General features: G+C 61.1%; 16 protein-coding genes. 9 read left to right on the top strand and 7 right to left on the bottom strand.

Annotated elements, in window-relative coordinates; translation table 11 throughout:
- Positions 1–2: 2 nt before the first annotated feature.
- A complete protein-coding gene (locus ACVI1L_RS02405) occupies positions 3–452 on the bottom strand; it encodes a hypothetical protein (protein ID WP_456782182.1) in 450 nt (149 codons plus the stop codon).
- Between the two features lie 44 nt (positions 453–496).
- Entirely contained in the window at positions 497–892 is a 396-nt protein-coding gene (locus ACVI1L_RS02400; RefSeq protein ID WP_456782181.1) for a hypothetical protein, read from the bottom strand.
- A 139-nt stretch (positions 893–1031) separates the two neighbouring features.
- Here ACVI1L_RS02400 and ku point away from each other — a divergent pair, with 139 nt between their 5' ends.
- From ku to ACVI1L_RS02385, 3 genes are all read left to right on the top strand, one after another.
- Positions 1032–1961 (top strand): non-homologous end joining protein Ku, encoded by a 930-nt coding sequence (gene ku / locus ACVI1L_RS02395; RefSeq protein ID WP_456782180.1) that lies wholly within the window; start codon positions 1032–1034, stop codon positions 1959–1961.
- A gap of 624 nt (positions 1962–2585) precedes the next feature.
- Positions 2586–3083, top strand: a complete 498-nt coding sequence (locus tag ACVI1L_RS02390; protein ID WP_168856904.1) for an NUDIX domain-containing protein — start codon at positions 2586–2588, stop codon at positions 3081–3083.
- The gene (locus ACVI1L_RS02385) at positions 3083–3547 is read left to right on the top strand and encodes a metallophosphoesterase family protein (protein ID WP_456782179.1); all 465 of its coding nucleotides are present in this window, start codon (positions 3083–3085) and stop codon (positions 3545–3547) included. The genes ACVI1L_RS02390 and ACVI1L_RS02385 overlap by 1 nt, the downstream gene beginning before the upstream one ends.
- A 21-nt stretch (positions 3548–3568) precedes the next feature.
- On the opposite strand, the gene ACVI1L_RS02380 is transcribed toward ACVI1L_RS02385, so the two are convergent.
- Positions 3569–4132, bottom strand: a complete 564-nt coding sequence (locus ACVI1L_RS02380; protein ID WP_456782178.1) for an MOSC domain-containing protein — start codon at positions 4130–4132, stop codon at positions 3569–3571.
- Positions 4133–4391: 259 nt separating this feature from the next.
- Positions 4392–5339 carry a non-homologous end-joining DNA ligase gene (ligD, locus tag ACVI1L_RS02375; protein ID WP_456785500.1) on the bottom strand — a complete coding sequence of 316 codons (948 nt, stop codon included), beginning with the start codon at positions 5337–5339 and terminating at the stop codon, positions 4392–4394.
- A gap of 142 nt (positions 5340–5481) precedes the next feature.
- Here ligD (ACVI1L_RS02375) and ACVI1L_RS02370 point away from each other — a divergent pair, with 142 nt between their 5' ends.
- On the top strand, positions 5482–6084 hold the full coding sequence (locus tag ACVI1L_RS02370; RefSeq protein ID WP_456782177.1) for a cell envelope biogenesis protein TolA: 603 nt from the start codon (positions 5482–5484) through the stop codon (positions 6082–6084).
- A gap of 598 nt (positions 6085–6682) precedes the next feature.
- On the opposite strand, the gene ligD (ACVI1L_RS02365) is transcribed toward ACVI1L_RS02370, so the two are convergent.
- On the bottom strand, positions 6683–7603 hold the full coding sequence (gene ligD / locus ACVI1L_RS02365) for a non-homologous end-joining DNA ligase (protein WP_456782176.1): 921 nt from the start codon (positions 7601–7603) through the stop codon (positions 6683–6685).
- Between the two features lie 105 nt (positions 7604–7708).
- Between ligD (ACVI1L_RS02365) and ACVI1L_RS02360 the strand changes: the two genes are divergently transcribed.
- Positions 7709–7897, top strand: coding sequence for a DUF3606 domain-containing protein (locus tag ACVI1L_RS02360; RefSeq protein ID WP_354053263.1), 189 nt, complete (start codon positions 7709–7711; stop codon positions 7895–7897).
- 25 nt (positions 7898–7922) lie between these two features.
- On the opposite strand, the gene ACVI1L_RS02355 is transcribed toward ACVI1L_RS02360, so the two are convergent.
- Positions 7923–8201: a hypothetical protein gene (locus tag ACVI1L_RS02355; RefSeq protein ID WP_456782175.1), complete on the bottom strand. Its 279-nt coding sequence runs from the start codon at positions 8199–8201 to the stop codon at positions 7923–7925.
- 923 nt (positions 8202–9124) lie between these two features.
- Between ACVI1L_RS02355 and ACVI1L_RS02350 the strand changes: the two genes are divergently transcribed.
- Positions 9125–11137, top strand: coding sequence for a ParB/RepB/Spo0J family partition protein (locus ACVI1L_RS02350; protein WP_456782174.1), 2013 nt, complete (start codon positions 9125–9127; stop codon positions 11135–11137).
- Positions 11138–11859: 722 nt separating this feature from the next.
- The gene (locus tag ACVI1L_RS02345) at positions 11860–12171 is read left to right on the top strand and encodes a DUF736 domain-containing protein (protein ID WP_456782173.1); all 312 of its coding nucleotides are present in this window, start codon (positions 11860–11862) and stop codon (positions 12169–12171) included.
- Positions 12172–13564: 1393 nt separating this feature from the next.
- On the opposite strand, the gene ACVI1L_RS02340 is transcribed toward ACVI1L_RS02345, so the two are convergent.
- Positions 13565–14053: a hypothetical protein gene (locus ACVI1L_RS02340; RefSeq protein ID WP_456782172.1), complete on the bottom strand. Its 489-nt coding sequence runs from the start codon at positions 14051–14053 to the stop codon at positions 13565–13567.
- 270 nt (positions 14054–14323) lie between these two features.
- Here ACVI1L_RS02340 and ACVI1L_RS02335 point away from each other — a divergent pair, with 270 nt between their 5' ends.
- Together ACVI1L_RS02335 and ACVI1L_RS02330 are read left to right on the top strand one after the other, a co-directional pair.
- Positions 14324–14587 carry a helix-turn-helix domain-containing protein gene (locus ACVI1L_RS02335; RefSeq protein WP_456782171.1) on the top strand — a complete coding sequence of 88 codons (264 nt, stop codon included), beginning with the start codon at positions 14324–14326 and terminating at the stop codon, positions 14585–14587.
- Positions 14588–15013: 426 nt separating this feature from the next.
- On the top strand, positions 15014–15427 hold the full coding sequence (locus tag ACVI1L_RS02330; protein ID WP_456782170.1) for a hypothetical protein: 414 nt from the start codon (positions 15014–15016) through the stop codon (positions 15425–15427).
- Positions 15428–15450 lie beyond the last annotated feature (23 nt).

The raw sequence follows: 15450 nt of genomic DNA, 5'->3' as shown, positions 1-15450 counted from the left end.
GGTCAGGCTTTGGTCCGAGAGTGGCGCGGCTGCCCCGCCAGTTGTAACAGAGTCGCAGAGGGACGCCGGCCGGCCGTGCTGCATTTTCGGCAGCGCAGCCGGCTGGCGAGATCATGTACGAAGGTGGCCCGCGGATTCTTCATGGCCGCGAGGTCAACGTCACTTGGCGTCTTGCAAGCTTCGCATCTGATTTCGAGCCAGGCGAAGCCTCCATTTAAGGCCTGGTCGATCGTCGGGGAGGGATCGATCGGCTCTCCGTCGGACCACATGCGTTCGTTCCAGCTCTCGCACAGCAGCTTGTCCGCCTGCTGGATGAGTGCTTCCCCCTTTGCCCGCATTTCTGCCGATCGGGTGGCCAGGATGTTGGCCATTGCGCGCGCCTTACCAAGCTCCTTTTTCAGCGCCTTGCGGCCGCTGCCCGACAAGGGCGTAGGGTGATATTTCGGGGTCATCCGGACACCGGCGCAAAGAGATCCGATCGGCGACCTGGTGCTCGCTACGGCGTCTCGAACGCCGGCCAGCACCCGTCTTCCTCATGCCTGCCGGTTCGTTGCCGGCAGGTGTTGTCGAGCAGCCGCTGCGCGACGTCCTTCCAGATCGCGTCGCGGCCGTACAAGCGGAGTGCATCGGCTGTCTGGATTTCGACGATCCGCTCGCAGCGGCGGCACGCCACGCGAAGGACGTGACGCCGAATCTCAGACAGACGCCGTTGCCGCATCTGGGCATCGGCCACATCGGCGCGAGGATCCTTGAGCACCGATTCCCAGTATTCGGCGGGAAGCGGTGCGTCCGGCGCCGGAGCGGGCGGAGCCGGTCTGCGGGCGGCCTCGGCGGCCAGCTTTTCCATCTGCTTCGGGGTCGGCATGCGCCAGCTCGCGGGTCGATCGGCCATGCCGAATTAGAACATAACGAGAACAAATGTCGAGTCCACTCGGGTCGTGGCGGAGAAAAATTGTCCTGTTGGCGACGCTGTGCTGTCGGAACCAAGGCCTGCGGATCGTCTTGAATCCGGCATCAGTATCGGAGTTCCCATGGCCCCCCGCGCTAACTGGAAAGGCTTCCTGCGGCTCTCGCTCGTTACCTGTCCGGTCGCGCTGTATCCGGCCACGTCCGAATCCGAGAAGGTTTCGTTCAATCAGCTCAACCGGAAGACAGGCCACCGGATCAAATATGCCAAGGTCGATGCCGACACCGGCGAGGAGGTGGCCAATGAGGACATCGTCAAGGGCTACAAGGTCGACGACGACACCTTCGTCGAGGTGACCAGGGAGGAGCTCGAGAACGTCGCGCTGGAATCGACGCGAACAATCGAGATCGACGAGTTCGTCGACCGCAGCGAGATCGATCCGCGATATCTGATCCGGCCCTACTATCTTTGTCCTGACGGCAAGGTGGGGCACGATGCGTTCGCCGTCATCCGCGAAACCATCCGCGAGATGAACAAGGTCGCGATCGGACGCGTGGTGCTGACCAATCGCGAGCACATCATCGCGCTGGAGGCCATGGACAAGGGCCTGATCGGAACGCTGCTGCGCTACCCTTATGAGGTGCGATCCGCGGCCGAGTATTTCGATGACATCCAGGATGTCAAAGTCACCAAGGACATGCTCGATCTCGCCAAGCATATCGTCAATCAAAAATCGGGTCACTTCGAGCCGGACAAGTTCGAAGACCAGTATGAAACCGCCCTCATAGATCTCATCGACCAGAAGCGAGCGGGTAAACCCATCACAGCAAAGGCGCGTCCTCGCGGCGAGAACGTGGTGGACCTGATGGACGCGCTACGCAAGAGCATTGGAAGAGAGGGGGCCGCGACGGAGGCACCCAAGAAATCAGGCAAAAAGCCGCGTAAGGCCGCCGCTGGGCAGAAGGAAATGCTGATGCCGATCGCAGGCAAGAAGCCGGCGAAAGAGGCGCCGGCGAAGAAGCCGGCGGCCAAGCCGCAGCGCAAGTCGGCTTGAGCATATCGTGAAGCATCCGGATTTTTCTCCGAAGTGGGGATGTAACATTCTAGTGTCGAAATACGATCGAGAGTTAACCACGGACGATAGGTTCTGAATAAACCATTCGGTGGTTATTCATCGCTCTCAGCTCGGCTACGCGGCCTCAGCGACGGCCACTCAGCGGCCTCCCGTCGCCCTCAGTCCGCGCCGTGTGGTCGAGCGGACGAAGCGCATTGTTCGGTACCGAATCTGAGTCCAGCGATTTCTCAAGCTTCTGTGCCGCTCGAAAATCGTCCATGTGATGCAGGTTCGGGCCGAGCGCGGCCTCCTTCATCAGGAGGTGATATACTCTGCCTACCACGGCCTGGAGATGCTTCATTCTTCCGAGCGGCATCGCCCGAGCCTTGCAGAGGGCTCGGATGGCGTGGGCCCGAAAATAGTGGAAAGCATCCGACATATCGATCTAACGTTTGTCCTGATTTTTTGTTCTTATCGGAGCCCCGTGCGGGTTTGGCTCCAATTTGAGGATCGCACCTTGAGGGTCGGTCATTAGGAGAGGAAGGAGAACGAGACCTTGTCGGAACCGACCCGTGTCGTCCGTCTTGATTCCAGGCCTACCCCGAGACGGAGTTTTGAGTACCGATGGCTCCCCGCGGGAATTCGACGAGATCGACAGTGAGCGCGGGCATTCTGGCTTACCGTGAAGGAGGTCGCGGGCTCGAAGTGCTGCTCGTACATCCTGGCGGTCCGTTCTGGCGCAACAAGGATAGTGGCGCCTGGTCCATCCCAAAGGGCGAAATCGATGCACTGGACGATCCAGAGCAGGTCGCGCGACGCGAGTTTGCCGAGGAACTCGGTCAGACTGCCTCGGTTGGTCGGCTGCAAGAACTAGGGCAGGTCCGACAGCAAGGCGGCAAGCGCGTCATGGCATTCGCCGGAGAGGGCCATTTTGACCCGGCGGAGCTGACCAGCAATACCTTCGATATCGAATGGCCGCCCCGAAGCGGACGGCGGCAGAGCTTTCCCGAAGTCGACCGTGCGGAATGGTTCGATATCGAGTCTGCACGCACGAAGATACTATCCGGGCAGGTCGAGCTTCTCGATAGACTTTTGGCGATCGTGGGTGAGAGCGCTGGGTAATGAGCTTCAGGATTGGAATCATTTCGGATACGCATGGCCTGTTGAGGCCCGAGGCGGAGCGACGCCTGGCGGGTGTCGACTACATCGTTCATGCAGGTGACATCGGCCGGCCCGAAATCGTCGACGCGCTTCGCCTGATTGCGCCCGTTACCGCCATCCGTGGAAACGTGGACAGCGGCGCATGGGCCCGCGAGTATCCCGACACGGAAATCGTCCGTCTGGCGGGCAAGGCGATCTATGTTCTGCACGACCTGAAGACGCTGCAGGCTGATCCCGGCGCGGCGATTGATGTGATCGTCTCCGGGCATTCCCACGTACCGAAGATCGAGACGGTCGGCGGCGTTCTCTACCTCAATCCCGGTAGCGCAGGACCGCGGCGATTCAACCTGCCAATTACGCTTGCGACGCTCGAAGTCACACCCGAGGGCTTACGACCGGAAATACACGATCTTGGAGGCAGCTGAACGCGCCGCGGCGAAGGCAGTTCACAGCGGGGGAAGAGGCCGATGAGGGCAATCCGGAAGGACGGCACGGATGGGATCGCCTGGTGATATTTCGCCGCCTTCGGACACAACCGCCATGACGCCAGCCCGGAATGGCGGATTCGGCGTTTCGGCTAGCAATCGGCTTTTCAATCCGGATTTGAAGCGATCGATGAGAATGCAGGGCGTGCGGAGGCCAGTGAGCCGAATGTTCACCGAGGCGCCGATGCGGAATTGTGTATTGAGAGGCAACCTCTCGAGATCGAGCCCGGTCGTCGTGATGTTTTCGCCAAGGTCTCCGGGGCTAACGTCAAAGCCCAAGTTTCGCAGTGCCTTGTACAGTTCGCTCGGGATGAGGTGAACCTGCCGCAGGTTTGGCGCCCGGGGGTTTCGGCGCGCCAGATATCGATGCCGGACAAACTGGCCGTAGTGGGCGTCGCCTTCGACGCCTTTTCCCGTCGTCAGAACGATGGAGAGGCAGGGAGTCTTGCTGAACCGATGCTTGGGGTCGATCGCGACGGCGACGACTGATCCTTGTAGAGCAGGGAATTCCAGGAGGTGGTTCATTAATCCGTTGAGCTGGAGGGGGCATTGTCGCCGCGACGATGCCGCGCGGCATGGAGCTCGCTTTGTTGCTCGCGCGATGGAGCGATCAGGGACGTTATCCCACCGACTCCAAGACCTCGTCGGACGCTGCTTCGGTCATGATTCATCTTTGCTTCGTCGGAGCAGGATTCCTCATCCAGGCGCCGGCCGAAATCCACCCTCGTACATAATGGGCAAATGCCCAGATTCGTTCCGCTTGCCGGTTCAAGCGAAGAGATCGCTATTTGCGTGAACGTTCTCGCTCGCGCACGACATCCTTCGCCCGCTTGTCGGATCTGAGCCCGAGATAGACGGGCTGGCGGAGCTCGCCTTTGCTGGTCCACTCCGCGAATTTGACCTCGGCGACCAGCGAAGGCCTGACCCATGTCGTGGCGGCCTCGCCCTTCACTTTGGCAGGAAAGGGTGACCTCGGGGTCGTCTGTTTCACGAGCCTGGCATGGAGGTCTTCCAGGACCTGGTGGCTGAAGCCGGTGCCGACATGTCCGATGTAGCGCCATGCGTCGCCTTCCCGCACGGCGAGGACAAGGGCGCCGAAGAACGGCCTGGTGCGTCTGGGCGCTGTGAAGCCGGCGATCACCACTTCCTGCCGCTTTGCCGTCTTGATTTTCAGCCAATCGGGGGTCCGGCTGCCGGACGCATACGCGCTGTCGGCGCGCTTTGCCATAATGCCTTCAAGGCCCTTCCGCTCGGCCTCGGCGAAGAATTTTGTGCCGTTGCCTTTACGGTGAGCGCTAAAGGCGATCAGCTTGTTGCGCGGCAGAATTGCCTTCAACCGCTTCTTGCGCTCGAGGAGCGGGTGGTTGCGCAAGTCCGCTCCGTTCTCAAACATGAGATCGAAGGCGCAGTACAGCAGCTTCGCCTCATGCCGCAGCGCGTTTTGAAGCAGCTGGAAATGCGAAACGCCGTCCTTTCCGATCGCGACAAGCTCGCCATCGATGACGGCGTCGCCCTTCACGCCTTCCAGCGCTTTGGCGACCTCAATATAGCTGCGGCTGATGATCTTGCCGTTGCGGCTGTAGAGCGCAACCTTGCCTTTCCGGATTTCCGCGATCATCCGGAAGCCGTCATACTTGTCCTCGAATACCCAGCCGGGGTCATCGAACGGCCTGTCGGTGAGCGTGGCGAGCATCGGCTGCAGGCGCTTGGGCAGGGTCGACGTCCGGCTCATTCGAGGCCAATCCTTAAGAGCAGGTTGCGAAAGGCATGGACGTCCTTCAAGGACTAGGGAACGCTTCGAGGCCGCGTCGTGTTCCGCAGGCATCGTGGCTTGCGAGACGTGGGGAATCGACGGGCGAGGGCGGATCAGACCGATGGCCAGAAAACTGAAAACCTACCAGACTTCGCTCGGCTTCTTCGACCTGGCGATCGCCGCTCCCTCCATGAAAGCGGCCCTCGAAGCCTGGGGCGCCGACAGCAATCTCTTCCATCAGGGCGCGGCGAAGGAAAGCGACGATCCGGACGTCATCGAGGCTGCCATGGCTGCGCCGGGCGTCGTTCTGAAGAGACCCGTCGGTTCCAACGGGCCATTCAGGGAGCATGCCAAGTTACCTACTGACCTCGCCAGTGGCAGTTTAAAGAAGACGGGCCGCCGTCAACCGCGGAGGCCTTCTAAGCGGGCCCACGACGACGCGGCCGATCGGAAGGCTGCACTTGCTTTCGAGAGGGAGCAGCAGCGGTGGGAGCGCGAACGTGCCAAGGAAGAGGCCGCCCGGCAGAAGGAGCGCGAGCGACGGCAGCACGCCGTCGACAAGGCGCAAGATGTCTTCGACGCGGCCCGTCGCAAGCACGAAGAAAAGGCCGCTGATATTCAACGACAGATCGGGGTTCTTGAGGAAAGTGCGAGGGACGAGGAAGCGCGTTGGGAAAGGGAGAAGGCCCGCTTGGAAGCCGCGTTACGACGGTCGCGAGGTTGAATCTCGAAGCGACCATCTCTAGACCACGCCTGATTGGCCGCCCAGATCGGAAATCGCCAATCTGAACTGCCCGATCTCCAGCTTAACCGTTGCGCTCTTCTCGCAAGATGCGCTCAAGATCATCCTCGAAGATATTCTGCGTCATTTCGAAGAAAGCCAGGAGCTTCAGGCTTCCTCGGTGTTTGTACCACGCTTGCTGACCACCATTTTTCTGCCTTTCGACAATCGGACGTCCTCCGGCAACATGGTGGCGGGAAGGATGAAACGTTCGGACTCATGAGACATTGGTGGCTCAAGGCGGGAGCGCGATCGGTCTCTCAGCCACCGGTGGCCGCGGCAAGTGCCTTTGCCGTGATGACTGGATCATATGCCGCGTCACGAGTTCGGATACTGGCCAATTCAAGCTAGATCACTGAGATTGGCATCGCCCGGGGTGCTCGGACTCAGCGATCGCTTGTAAACTATTGGTGGGAAACCGCCCGTGCTGCGGCCTGATTGACCTTTGCGCGGTCCCGCCTGTCGATGGAGCTCCGCGGGATCGTCAGAGGACTATCAAGCGGCTTCTCCGCCCACTGCCAGAAGTGGTCAAAGGCGTCCATTACAGATCCTCCCGGAGCCCCCTGAAGAAGGGGTGGCGGACTTTCCCCTGCGCTGATTTCGCACGGTACTCTATCTCGGCCAGCAGCTTGGGCTCGACCCAGATTCCTTTGTGGGCAATCCGCTTTGCATAAGGCTGCGTCTTGCGGATCAGCGGCTTCAGACGCTTCTGAAGGTCGGTGGCTGACGCCTTGTTGAACCCATGGTCCACCTTCCCGGCATAGACCAGATCGTCGCCCTTGCGCCGGCCGACATAAAGCCCGTCCCACTTCGTCCCATCGAGTGCGAAGCCGGCAATGGTCAGCGTCTCACGCTGCACGCAGGTTTTTTTGACCCAGTCATTTGTGCGTCCCTTCGGGTAGGCGCTGTCCCGGACCTTCGAGACGACACCTTCGAGGCCGAGCTTGCAGGCATGTGCAAACATCTCGCGACCCTCTATCTCGAAGCTTTCGCTGAACTGGATGTCGGTGCCACTTAGGATATTCCTAAGTTCGGCCTTTCGCTGAAAGAGCGGTAGCTTCCGGATGTCGCGGCCGTTCAGATAGAGCAGATCGAATGCTACAAGCACGATGGTCTTCGATTTGCCCTTGAGCTCGTTCTGCAGGACCGAGAAGTCAGTCGTGCCGTCGGCAGCCGGTACCACGATCTCGCCGTCGACCACCGCCGAATTCGCCTTGATGCGCCAGGCGTCGTGAGCGACCTTCTTGAAGCGATGCGTCCAATCGTGGCCGCGCCGGGTAAAGATCTTCGCCGTTTCGTTGGCCAGATGGATCTGAACACGGTAGCCATCGAACTTGATTTCGTGAATCCAGCGCTCTCCGGACGGCACCTTCTCGACCATGGTGGCCAGGGCCGGTTCGATGAAGCCGGGCAGAGGCGCCTTGGCGCCGATAGCTGCTGGCTTTTTACGCTGAAACGCCACTGAAGAACTCCACGCTACAGCCGATTCAAATTGGCACAGTTTGAATCGTTCCGAAACCTGGGAATCCTTGCCGCGTTGCTTCGATGTCACGACAGGAGGCAGTCCATGGCGGTAGCGAAGAAGACTAAGACGGCGCGCGGACGAAAGCAGGACCGAGCGCGGGTGGCCGGCGGGCAGGACTATGAAGTGCGGTACGAGGCGAAGAAGACTGGAAAGTCGGCGCCGGCGGTGAAAAAGGCCGTCAAGAAGGTCGGCAACGCGCGCAAGCGCGTGGAGAAACGGCTAGGCCGCTGAGCAGGAGACGGGTCGGCGTGGTTGCTTAGCGTTGGTCCTCCTCGCCAGAAGGGCATTCCGGGCAGGTATCACCGATCCCGTCCAGCACGTCGCGAACCGCGGCTTCCGCTGCATCAGAGGAGACGGCTGTTGGCGGGTCTCGACGTGCGATATCGAGGGCCCGCTCTCGCGCATGCGGGTCGGCGAGGTCCTGCATCCAACCGTGCTCCTCGCACTCGCGGACAGCGCCCGCTTCCTGGAGCACATGGATTGCCCATCCGCGCAGCGTCCGTATCGGCGGCCTTCGTTCACTTGTCGTCAGCATCGAAATGGCTCCCGATACGACGAATCGTTGTGTCCGCCATTCGTTCCCCACCTACCACAATGGGATTCTCAACGGCGGAGCTCAAACTGCAGAGTTCCATGATCGGCCGTGGCGAACTGTTCTCTCTCGGTGGGGAGCCGAAGGCCCGACATTTGCGAAGGGACGACGCCAGGCGGGTAAGAAGAGTTGAAGAAGTGATCTCCCGGGATTCCGGATTTTGAATCTATAATGCGCAGACAATAGCGCGCGGCGGAGCCCAGATTTTCAGAACTACGTCTTCGTGATTTTCCGCTTAGGCGCGTGCGGCAATGACCGCACCGGGCTCTTGTGCACCGAGCCGCGTAGCGTCTCGCCATCCCGGCTGCGATCACTCGCGCAAGTATAGATATATCAAGCATAGATATATAATGTGTCGCTCGCCGGAGGCACTCGCCCGCGGGCCCCGCCGTCATTGCATGCCGGCGTCGTTATCACTGTCCCGCGCTCGGGTGCCTTGTTGACCGGTCTCGCGACCGCAGTCGCCTTGGTGCCCGCGGGCATTGAATGCCCGCGTCGCTATCACTGCCCTGTCGTCGGCTGCCCTTTGATCTTGTCACTCTTGGCTTGATTGCACTTCTTCCGGGTTGCCCAGCGTTCTCATCATCGACGCTATGGGGCGCTGCCCCTCGCGCGCGCCAGGGTGAAGCGCCGGCTTATGCCGGCGCCGACCCGAGCGGTCTCCCCGGTCTTCCGTGCTGTTCTCGCTCTGACAACGTTGGACGACATGGCATGCGCTTGTGCAGACCCGCTTCTTGCGAAGCGGCCCTTCGGGCGGGCGATCCCCCTCCGCCCGGGTCGCCCTGGCACTTGCTACCCCCGGTCTCGCCGACGGGCAGGGGCGCAGGCGCGGAGTGCGCCCTGCACCCATGGAAGCAAAAGGAAGAATGATCATGTCGGCCAAAACATTTGGAATACCTGATGGAACAGAGGTGCGCATTCCGCTCGGCAAGCTCAAGAAGTCGCCGAAGAATGCGCGCAGGACGCCGCACAGTGAGGCGGCGATCGAGGCCTTGGCGGCGAGCATCGCCGTCAAAGGCATCCTGCAGAATCTGGTCGTCGAGCCGGAGGTCGACGGCGATGGGGCCGCGACGGGGTTCTTCTGTGTGACCATCGGGGAGGGCCGTCGGCTGGCCCAGTTGCTGCGGGTGGCGCGCAAGGAAATCAAGAAAAACGAACCGATCCGCTGCGTCATCGATACCGCGAACGACCCCCACGAAATCAGCCTGGACGAGAATGTCACCCGGGAGAAGATGCATCCGGCCGACGAGTTCGAGGCGTTCCGGAAGCTCGCGGATGAGCGTGGCCTCGGTGTGGAGGAGATCGCGGCTCGCTTCGGCGTCACCGCGCATGTGGTGCGGCAACGCCTGCGGCTCGGTGCGGTTTCGCCAAAATTGGTGCAGCTCTATCGCGACGGCGATCTGACCCTTGAGCAGCTGATGGCGTTTGCCATCACGGATGATCATGCCCGGCAGGAGGCCGTTTATGAGCGCCTCCCCTTCGATCCGGATGCCAGCACCATCCGCCGTCTGCTCACTGAAACCCACGTTCCTGCCACGGATCGGCGCGCGCGCTTCGTCGGGCTCGAGGCTTATACGGAGGCGGGCGGCACGGTGTTGCGCGACCTCTTTACCGAGGATCGCGGCGGCTATCTGGAAGACGTTTCGCTGCTCGATCTCTTGGTGACGGCAAGACTCGGCCGCGAGGCGGATAACCTACGAGCGGCCGAGGGATGGAAGTGGACGGAAGCCCATCTCGACTTCCCGCATGCCCACGGTATGCGCCGGGTCTACCCGCATCCGATCGAACTGTCGGCGGAAGATCGGGCCGCCCTTCAGGCGGTTCAGACCGAATTCGACCGGCTGACCGAGCAGCATCAGACGGCAGAGGAACTGACCGATGACGTGGACGCACGGTTCGGCGAGCTGGAGGCAGAGATCGAGCGGCTGGAGGCGAAACGGCAGGCCTACGATCTCGCCGACGTCGCGCGCGGTGGCGCCTTCGTGGCTCTCAATCACGACGGCACGGTGCGGGTCGAGCGGGGTTTCATCCGCCCGGAGGACGAGAAACCCCGGGCCGAAACCGGCCCGGAAAGCGGCGCCGAGGCGCGGGATGACGAGGACGGGGACGGCGAGGACGGCGCGCAGGATGGCGAGGACGACGAAGGTGCGGCCGACGAGGAGGACGAGAACCAACGGCTATCCGACGCCCTTGTTCGCGACCTGACCGCGCACCGGACCTTAGGACTGCGCCTCAATTTGAGTGAGCAGCCTGATGTTGCCATCGTGGCGGTTACCCATGCGCTCGCCGCGCAAATCTTCTATCTCGGAGCGAACGCGCATGTGGTCGGCATCCAGCCGGTGCGGACCGATCTGGCTGCGCATGCGGACGGGATCGAGGACACGCCGGCCGGCAAAACTTGGTCGGATCGCCATGGCAATTGGGCGCGGCAGGTGCCCAGAGACGTCGCCGGACTATGGGGGTTCGTGGCCGAGCTCGACCACGACAGCCGCATGGCGCTGTTCGCGCATTGCGTCGCTCTGACGGTCAATGCGGTCAAATTGCCGTTCGACCGGAGGCCGCGCGCGCTGGCGGCTGGCCGTCGTTTGGCCGAGGCCGTGGCCCTCGACATGACCGCCTACTGGCACCCGACGGTGCGCAGTTATCTCGGCCGGGTCACCAAGGCGGGCATCCTGGCGGCGGTCCGCGAAGGCCTCAGTGAGGAGGCGGCCGAGCGCCTGACCGACATGAAGAAGGCCGACATGGCGCAGGCTGCGGAGCAACTATTGGCGGCGACCGGCTGGCTGCCGACGCTGCTGCGGGCGGCCGCGCCGCAGGGGCAAGGCGGTCTCCAAGGCGAGGCGCAAGGCAACGAACTCGGAGCGGAAGCTGCGGAGTGAAATCAGCGCCGGGGCCGCTTAGGCGGCCCCGGCGGGCTCAAAAATTTTGGCCGCGCACCTGACGGTACGCGGCCGATTCCATGGATGCAAAGCGGCGACTCCCCACGCAAGAGCTCCCTCCGATTGGGGGCGGATGACCCGTCTGATCTACGCCGATTGCTGCAGCCAGGGTGGCTGTACCGTGTACCCGTCGACCTTCACCAGCGATGCGCAGATTGGGGCCGGAAAACACGGATCGTGCCTCGATTGCGCCTATCGGGGACGCAGTCGGGCGGACCATTCCGGCGGTGCGACCGGTGTCCTGCGCGAACATGTGGCTCGGTTCTTCGCGTTGATCCCGATGCGCCCTCCTTGCAATTGATGGGCGGACATCGGCTTATCATCGACCGATTCAGCCGTTGTCTAATGCTGTGACGTGGGGCGATCGCCATGAAAATCTCCGTCATTTCCGATGGGGCTCGCGTCCAACGCAGTCACGATTGGGCTGATCAGGCCCGGGGGGTCGGCAAGCGCCTCGATCGTCTTCCCGCAACAGCTCACGCCTGCTTTTTTCCCCTGCCGCGAAGGGGGCGGCATTCCTCGCGGGAAGACAAAAAAGCAGGCTTTCGCCGTCCTCCGCTGGCGCTGCGGGCCTAAAGGCTGCGGGCCGATCGCTCCCCGGGCAAGGGATCGCCATCGAGGCTGCGATGGACGCGGCCCGAGCAAAACAGACGGAGATTATCATGGCGACCATCGGCACTTTCACCGCTTCCGACAACGGCTACACCGGCTCGATCAAGACGCTGACGCTCAACATCAAGGCCAAGGTCGTCGCATCCGAAAAGGACAACGACAAGGCTCCCGACTACCGGATCTTCGCGGGCGCGACCGAGTTCGGCGCCGCCTGGAAGAAGACCGTCCGCGACAGCGAGCGCGAATATCTCTCGGTCAAGCTCGACGATCCGAGCTTCCCAGCCCCGATCTACGCCTCGCTGGTCAGGATCGAAGGCGAGGAGGGTTTCAGCCTGATCTGGTCCCGTCGCAGCGGCGACTGATCCTCAGGGATCATCGGCCCCGCCTCCTCGGAGGCGGGGCTTTTTTGCGTTTGTTGCGCCGCCTTGAGAAGGAAGCGGGAGGGCATTTTGTGCTCCGACAAGGGTCTTCGCATGGGGAAAAATGCGATTGATGGAAGGGATTTTGTCGGAGCATTTTGGATCGATCGCTTGGAATTTGCGGCAGATCTGGCTCTGATTTTCGATCTAGCGGCGTGGTATTTCGTTCGTCTCGCAGGCAGGAATGACGTCTATGCGCGTGCTCTCAGAGCTCGATTTGCCGTCCGTTTGTTGAGCGAAAGGGCTGTATTTCAAGCCGTTCCTAGAAACGCGCTACGGCAGAGAGAGGAAGCGAGAAGGGGTAAGGTGAAGCGCAGATAGCAAGCGATTGGGAGGGCAAGATAAAAGCACTGGCGCTACGGAGCGCCTAAGCCGTTGTCTGCACATCCAAGCTTTAGCGCTGCTCAGGTCCCCGCTGTCACCATGTTCGACCCGACGCAATGGCGAACTTGCGCAATTGCGTCTGCGTCTTGGCGCACGCTCCTCGGCTTCACATATCGGCGGCTCATTCAAACGCCGGATGCTGGCCATGCGAGAGATCGACGACGAATTCAATGTGAACTCGACCTGATCGGCAATCGGCGATCTATGAGGGCTGGGCAGCTATCCGAGGCGCGTGCGCCAAGAGGCTTAGAAGGCCGGCGCGAGCCGCGGCGGAACTCGTCATTTCAGGCGGGGGATTGACCGCGGTGACACTCATGAAACGACGCTTGCCGTACGACAGACCAACGGTGCGTCGTAATCAAGGCGCATATCGTTCTCATCAAGCCGCGCGAGATAGCCGCCGTTCGTGCCACCTCCGGTACGTCAACGCGACGGCATCATGCGCGGGGGGCGGCAGATGAGCTGTACGACGCCACGCCTGGCCGTCCGAGCCCAAGGTCTTCACTGGGCGAAGCGATGACGACCGCGGTCAGTTCCGCTTCATCGTGGCGCCCGACGGCACCGCGAGCCCTCCGCGCCCCAGGGAAATTCATCTACGCGGTGACGCGGCAAGCGGAGCAGGACCTCGGCACCGCTGTCGACTGGACTGTAGCGGATCACTTCAACATCTGTCCTCTACAAAGCCACGTCGAGTTTCCCGAGGGGTGATTGCCTGGGACCGCATCGCCCATGATTTTCGGGCATGGTCGGGCGCGCAAATCTCCTATCTTTTGATCTGCCCCTAAAATCAGAATCGAAGCCATGCGTGGCGCAGAGGATCACCACCTGAACGGTTGGCGTTCCTCGACGAGCTATGCATCGCAAAACCGTGTTTTGCGGTATACGCGCAGAGATAATCTACCCCAATGGGTACCGGCGAATTCACATTGCAAACTTTTGAGATGAGATCGCCCTATCCCGATCTCGACGTTAGCGCCGAGAGCCCTTGATCCTGCATAGCGGCGAGGGCAGTCTTCACTCGTTTGATGGAAACCTCGAGCTCTTGGAGCAGATGTTTTAGTTCGCGCGGGCCAGCCTCCTCCATGCGGAGGTTATCGACATGCAGGGTTTCTTCAATCAATTGGACCAGGGAGACTGCTTCAGAACTGCGGCCAAGCGCGCCATCGTTAAGTATATCATACTCGGCGGCGACTTTTCCATCGGTCGTCACTCGAACTGAAGTCTTCAATCGGATGGACTGGGCGACGGTTGAGGCCGGGATCTCGACCGTCGCGACGGGCATGCCAGTCTGCTTGCATCGATATCCGAACCGAAATGCATTGCTCGCTCGGCCGAGGCATTGGTGTCCAGAGAGCTCAACGAAAGGTTCAAGATCAACCAGCATAGGCGGCGATGGTTCGGCGGTGAGGGCAACAGAAATGCGTTCGCTGTGTTTTGGCACCTGAGTGCTCCCTGGAAATGCTGGTCGGCACTGACGGGATTGATACCGTCACCCTTCCTTGCTGTTCTTCCTGCCGGGTTAGAAGAGCCGGAGAGCTTCTTTGTTCGCGGCGGCCCGTGTTCGCATGCCGTGCCGACCGCGCAATCGCTTCGTCATTCTGAGGTGCTGCTCGGACTAAATTGCATCTCCTGAAAGTCAGCCCAAACGGTTCATATAATAGTAGCACCATTGTCCGTGGTTTAATAGACCTATGAATGGTCGCTTGCGCGCATGAGGGCGCAAGCTTTGGTGGCCAGAAATATCCGGCGACTGCGCGTTGAGCAGGGACTTTCGCAGGAGGCTCTTGCCGTCGACGCGGGGATCGACAGGACCTATGTCAGTCGTCTCGAGCGGGGGCTCGAAAATCCATCAGTGGCGGTCCTTGAGAAGTTGGCGATTGCGCTGAAGGCGTCCATCCCCGATCTCTTTGTAGTCCCGGCGAAGGGAGATCTGCCCCCGCGTCCGCTTAGGGCGGGGCGGCGGCCTAAGAATTGAGCTTGCCGGCGGGGTCGGCGGTTGGAGCGTGCTGCGTCCCCGGGCACCTGAGACCCAGCTAGTCCACACCTCGTCCATAGGTCTGCCGTGCTGGTGCCAATCCCGACGATTGACGGCTGTTGGGCGCACCACCCGAGGCCGCCTGGCGCCGCGTGGTCGACACGTCGGTTGATTGCAGGGCTGGCCGAAGCTGACAATCGTCGACCGACCTCCTGCACGCTGAGTCCGGGGCGAAGAAAGACCTCTCACCATTCGACGGCGCTGAACGAGGTGCGGCACAGGCCGACCCGCGAGGGGTTGTGCTATGCCCATGTCCAAGCAATCATCGTGTCGATGATCAGTGCGCCGAAACGGCGACGGGCAACCGAGATTACTTTCTCAACAAGCCGGCTTCAATCGGTGGTAGTAGTAGGGGGGCGCTGTCGCATGTTCGGCGAGCTACGATATCGATGGGAGCTGAGGAAGTACCTGAAAACGCAGCACAAGCTATACCGCGCTTATGACCAACTTCCTGTGGATGATGAGGATGCCGACGAAAGCCCCAGGCGCGGGAAGAAGTGGGAGCTTATCTATCAGACGCAGGCGACGGATTACTTTCGCTCGAAGTACCTCATCGAAAAAGCTTACAAATTGCATATACCCATTCCTCAAGATGAGGAAAGCTGGATACAGCCTAGAGGTGCGCCTGAGCGTTTTCTCACCACAGCGGCAGCTAATAAGCTCCACAGCGAAATTCGGGCGATGCAGAAGGTGGAATACGAATATTGGCAGAGTAGGGTGACGCTCTTCATTTCAGTAATCGCGCTAGCCGTCGCGATTCTCGCTTACTTCAAGAAGTAGATTTGTTTTGATGGGCGGCACGC

The organism is Bradyrhizobium sp. USDA 4516, assembly GCF_054055915.1.
Note: the sequence above shows the minus strand (reverse complement) of the source record. Positions and strands in the feature narration are given on the sequence as shown.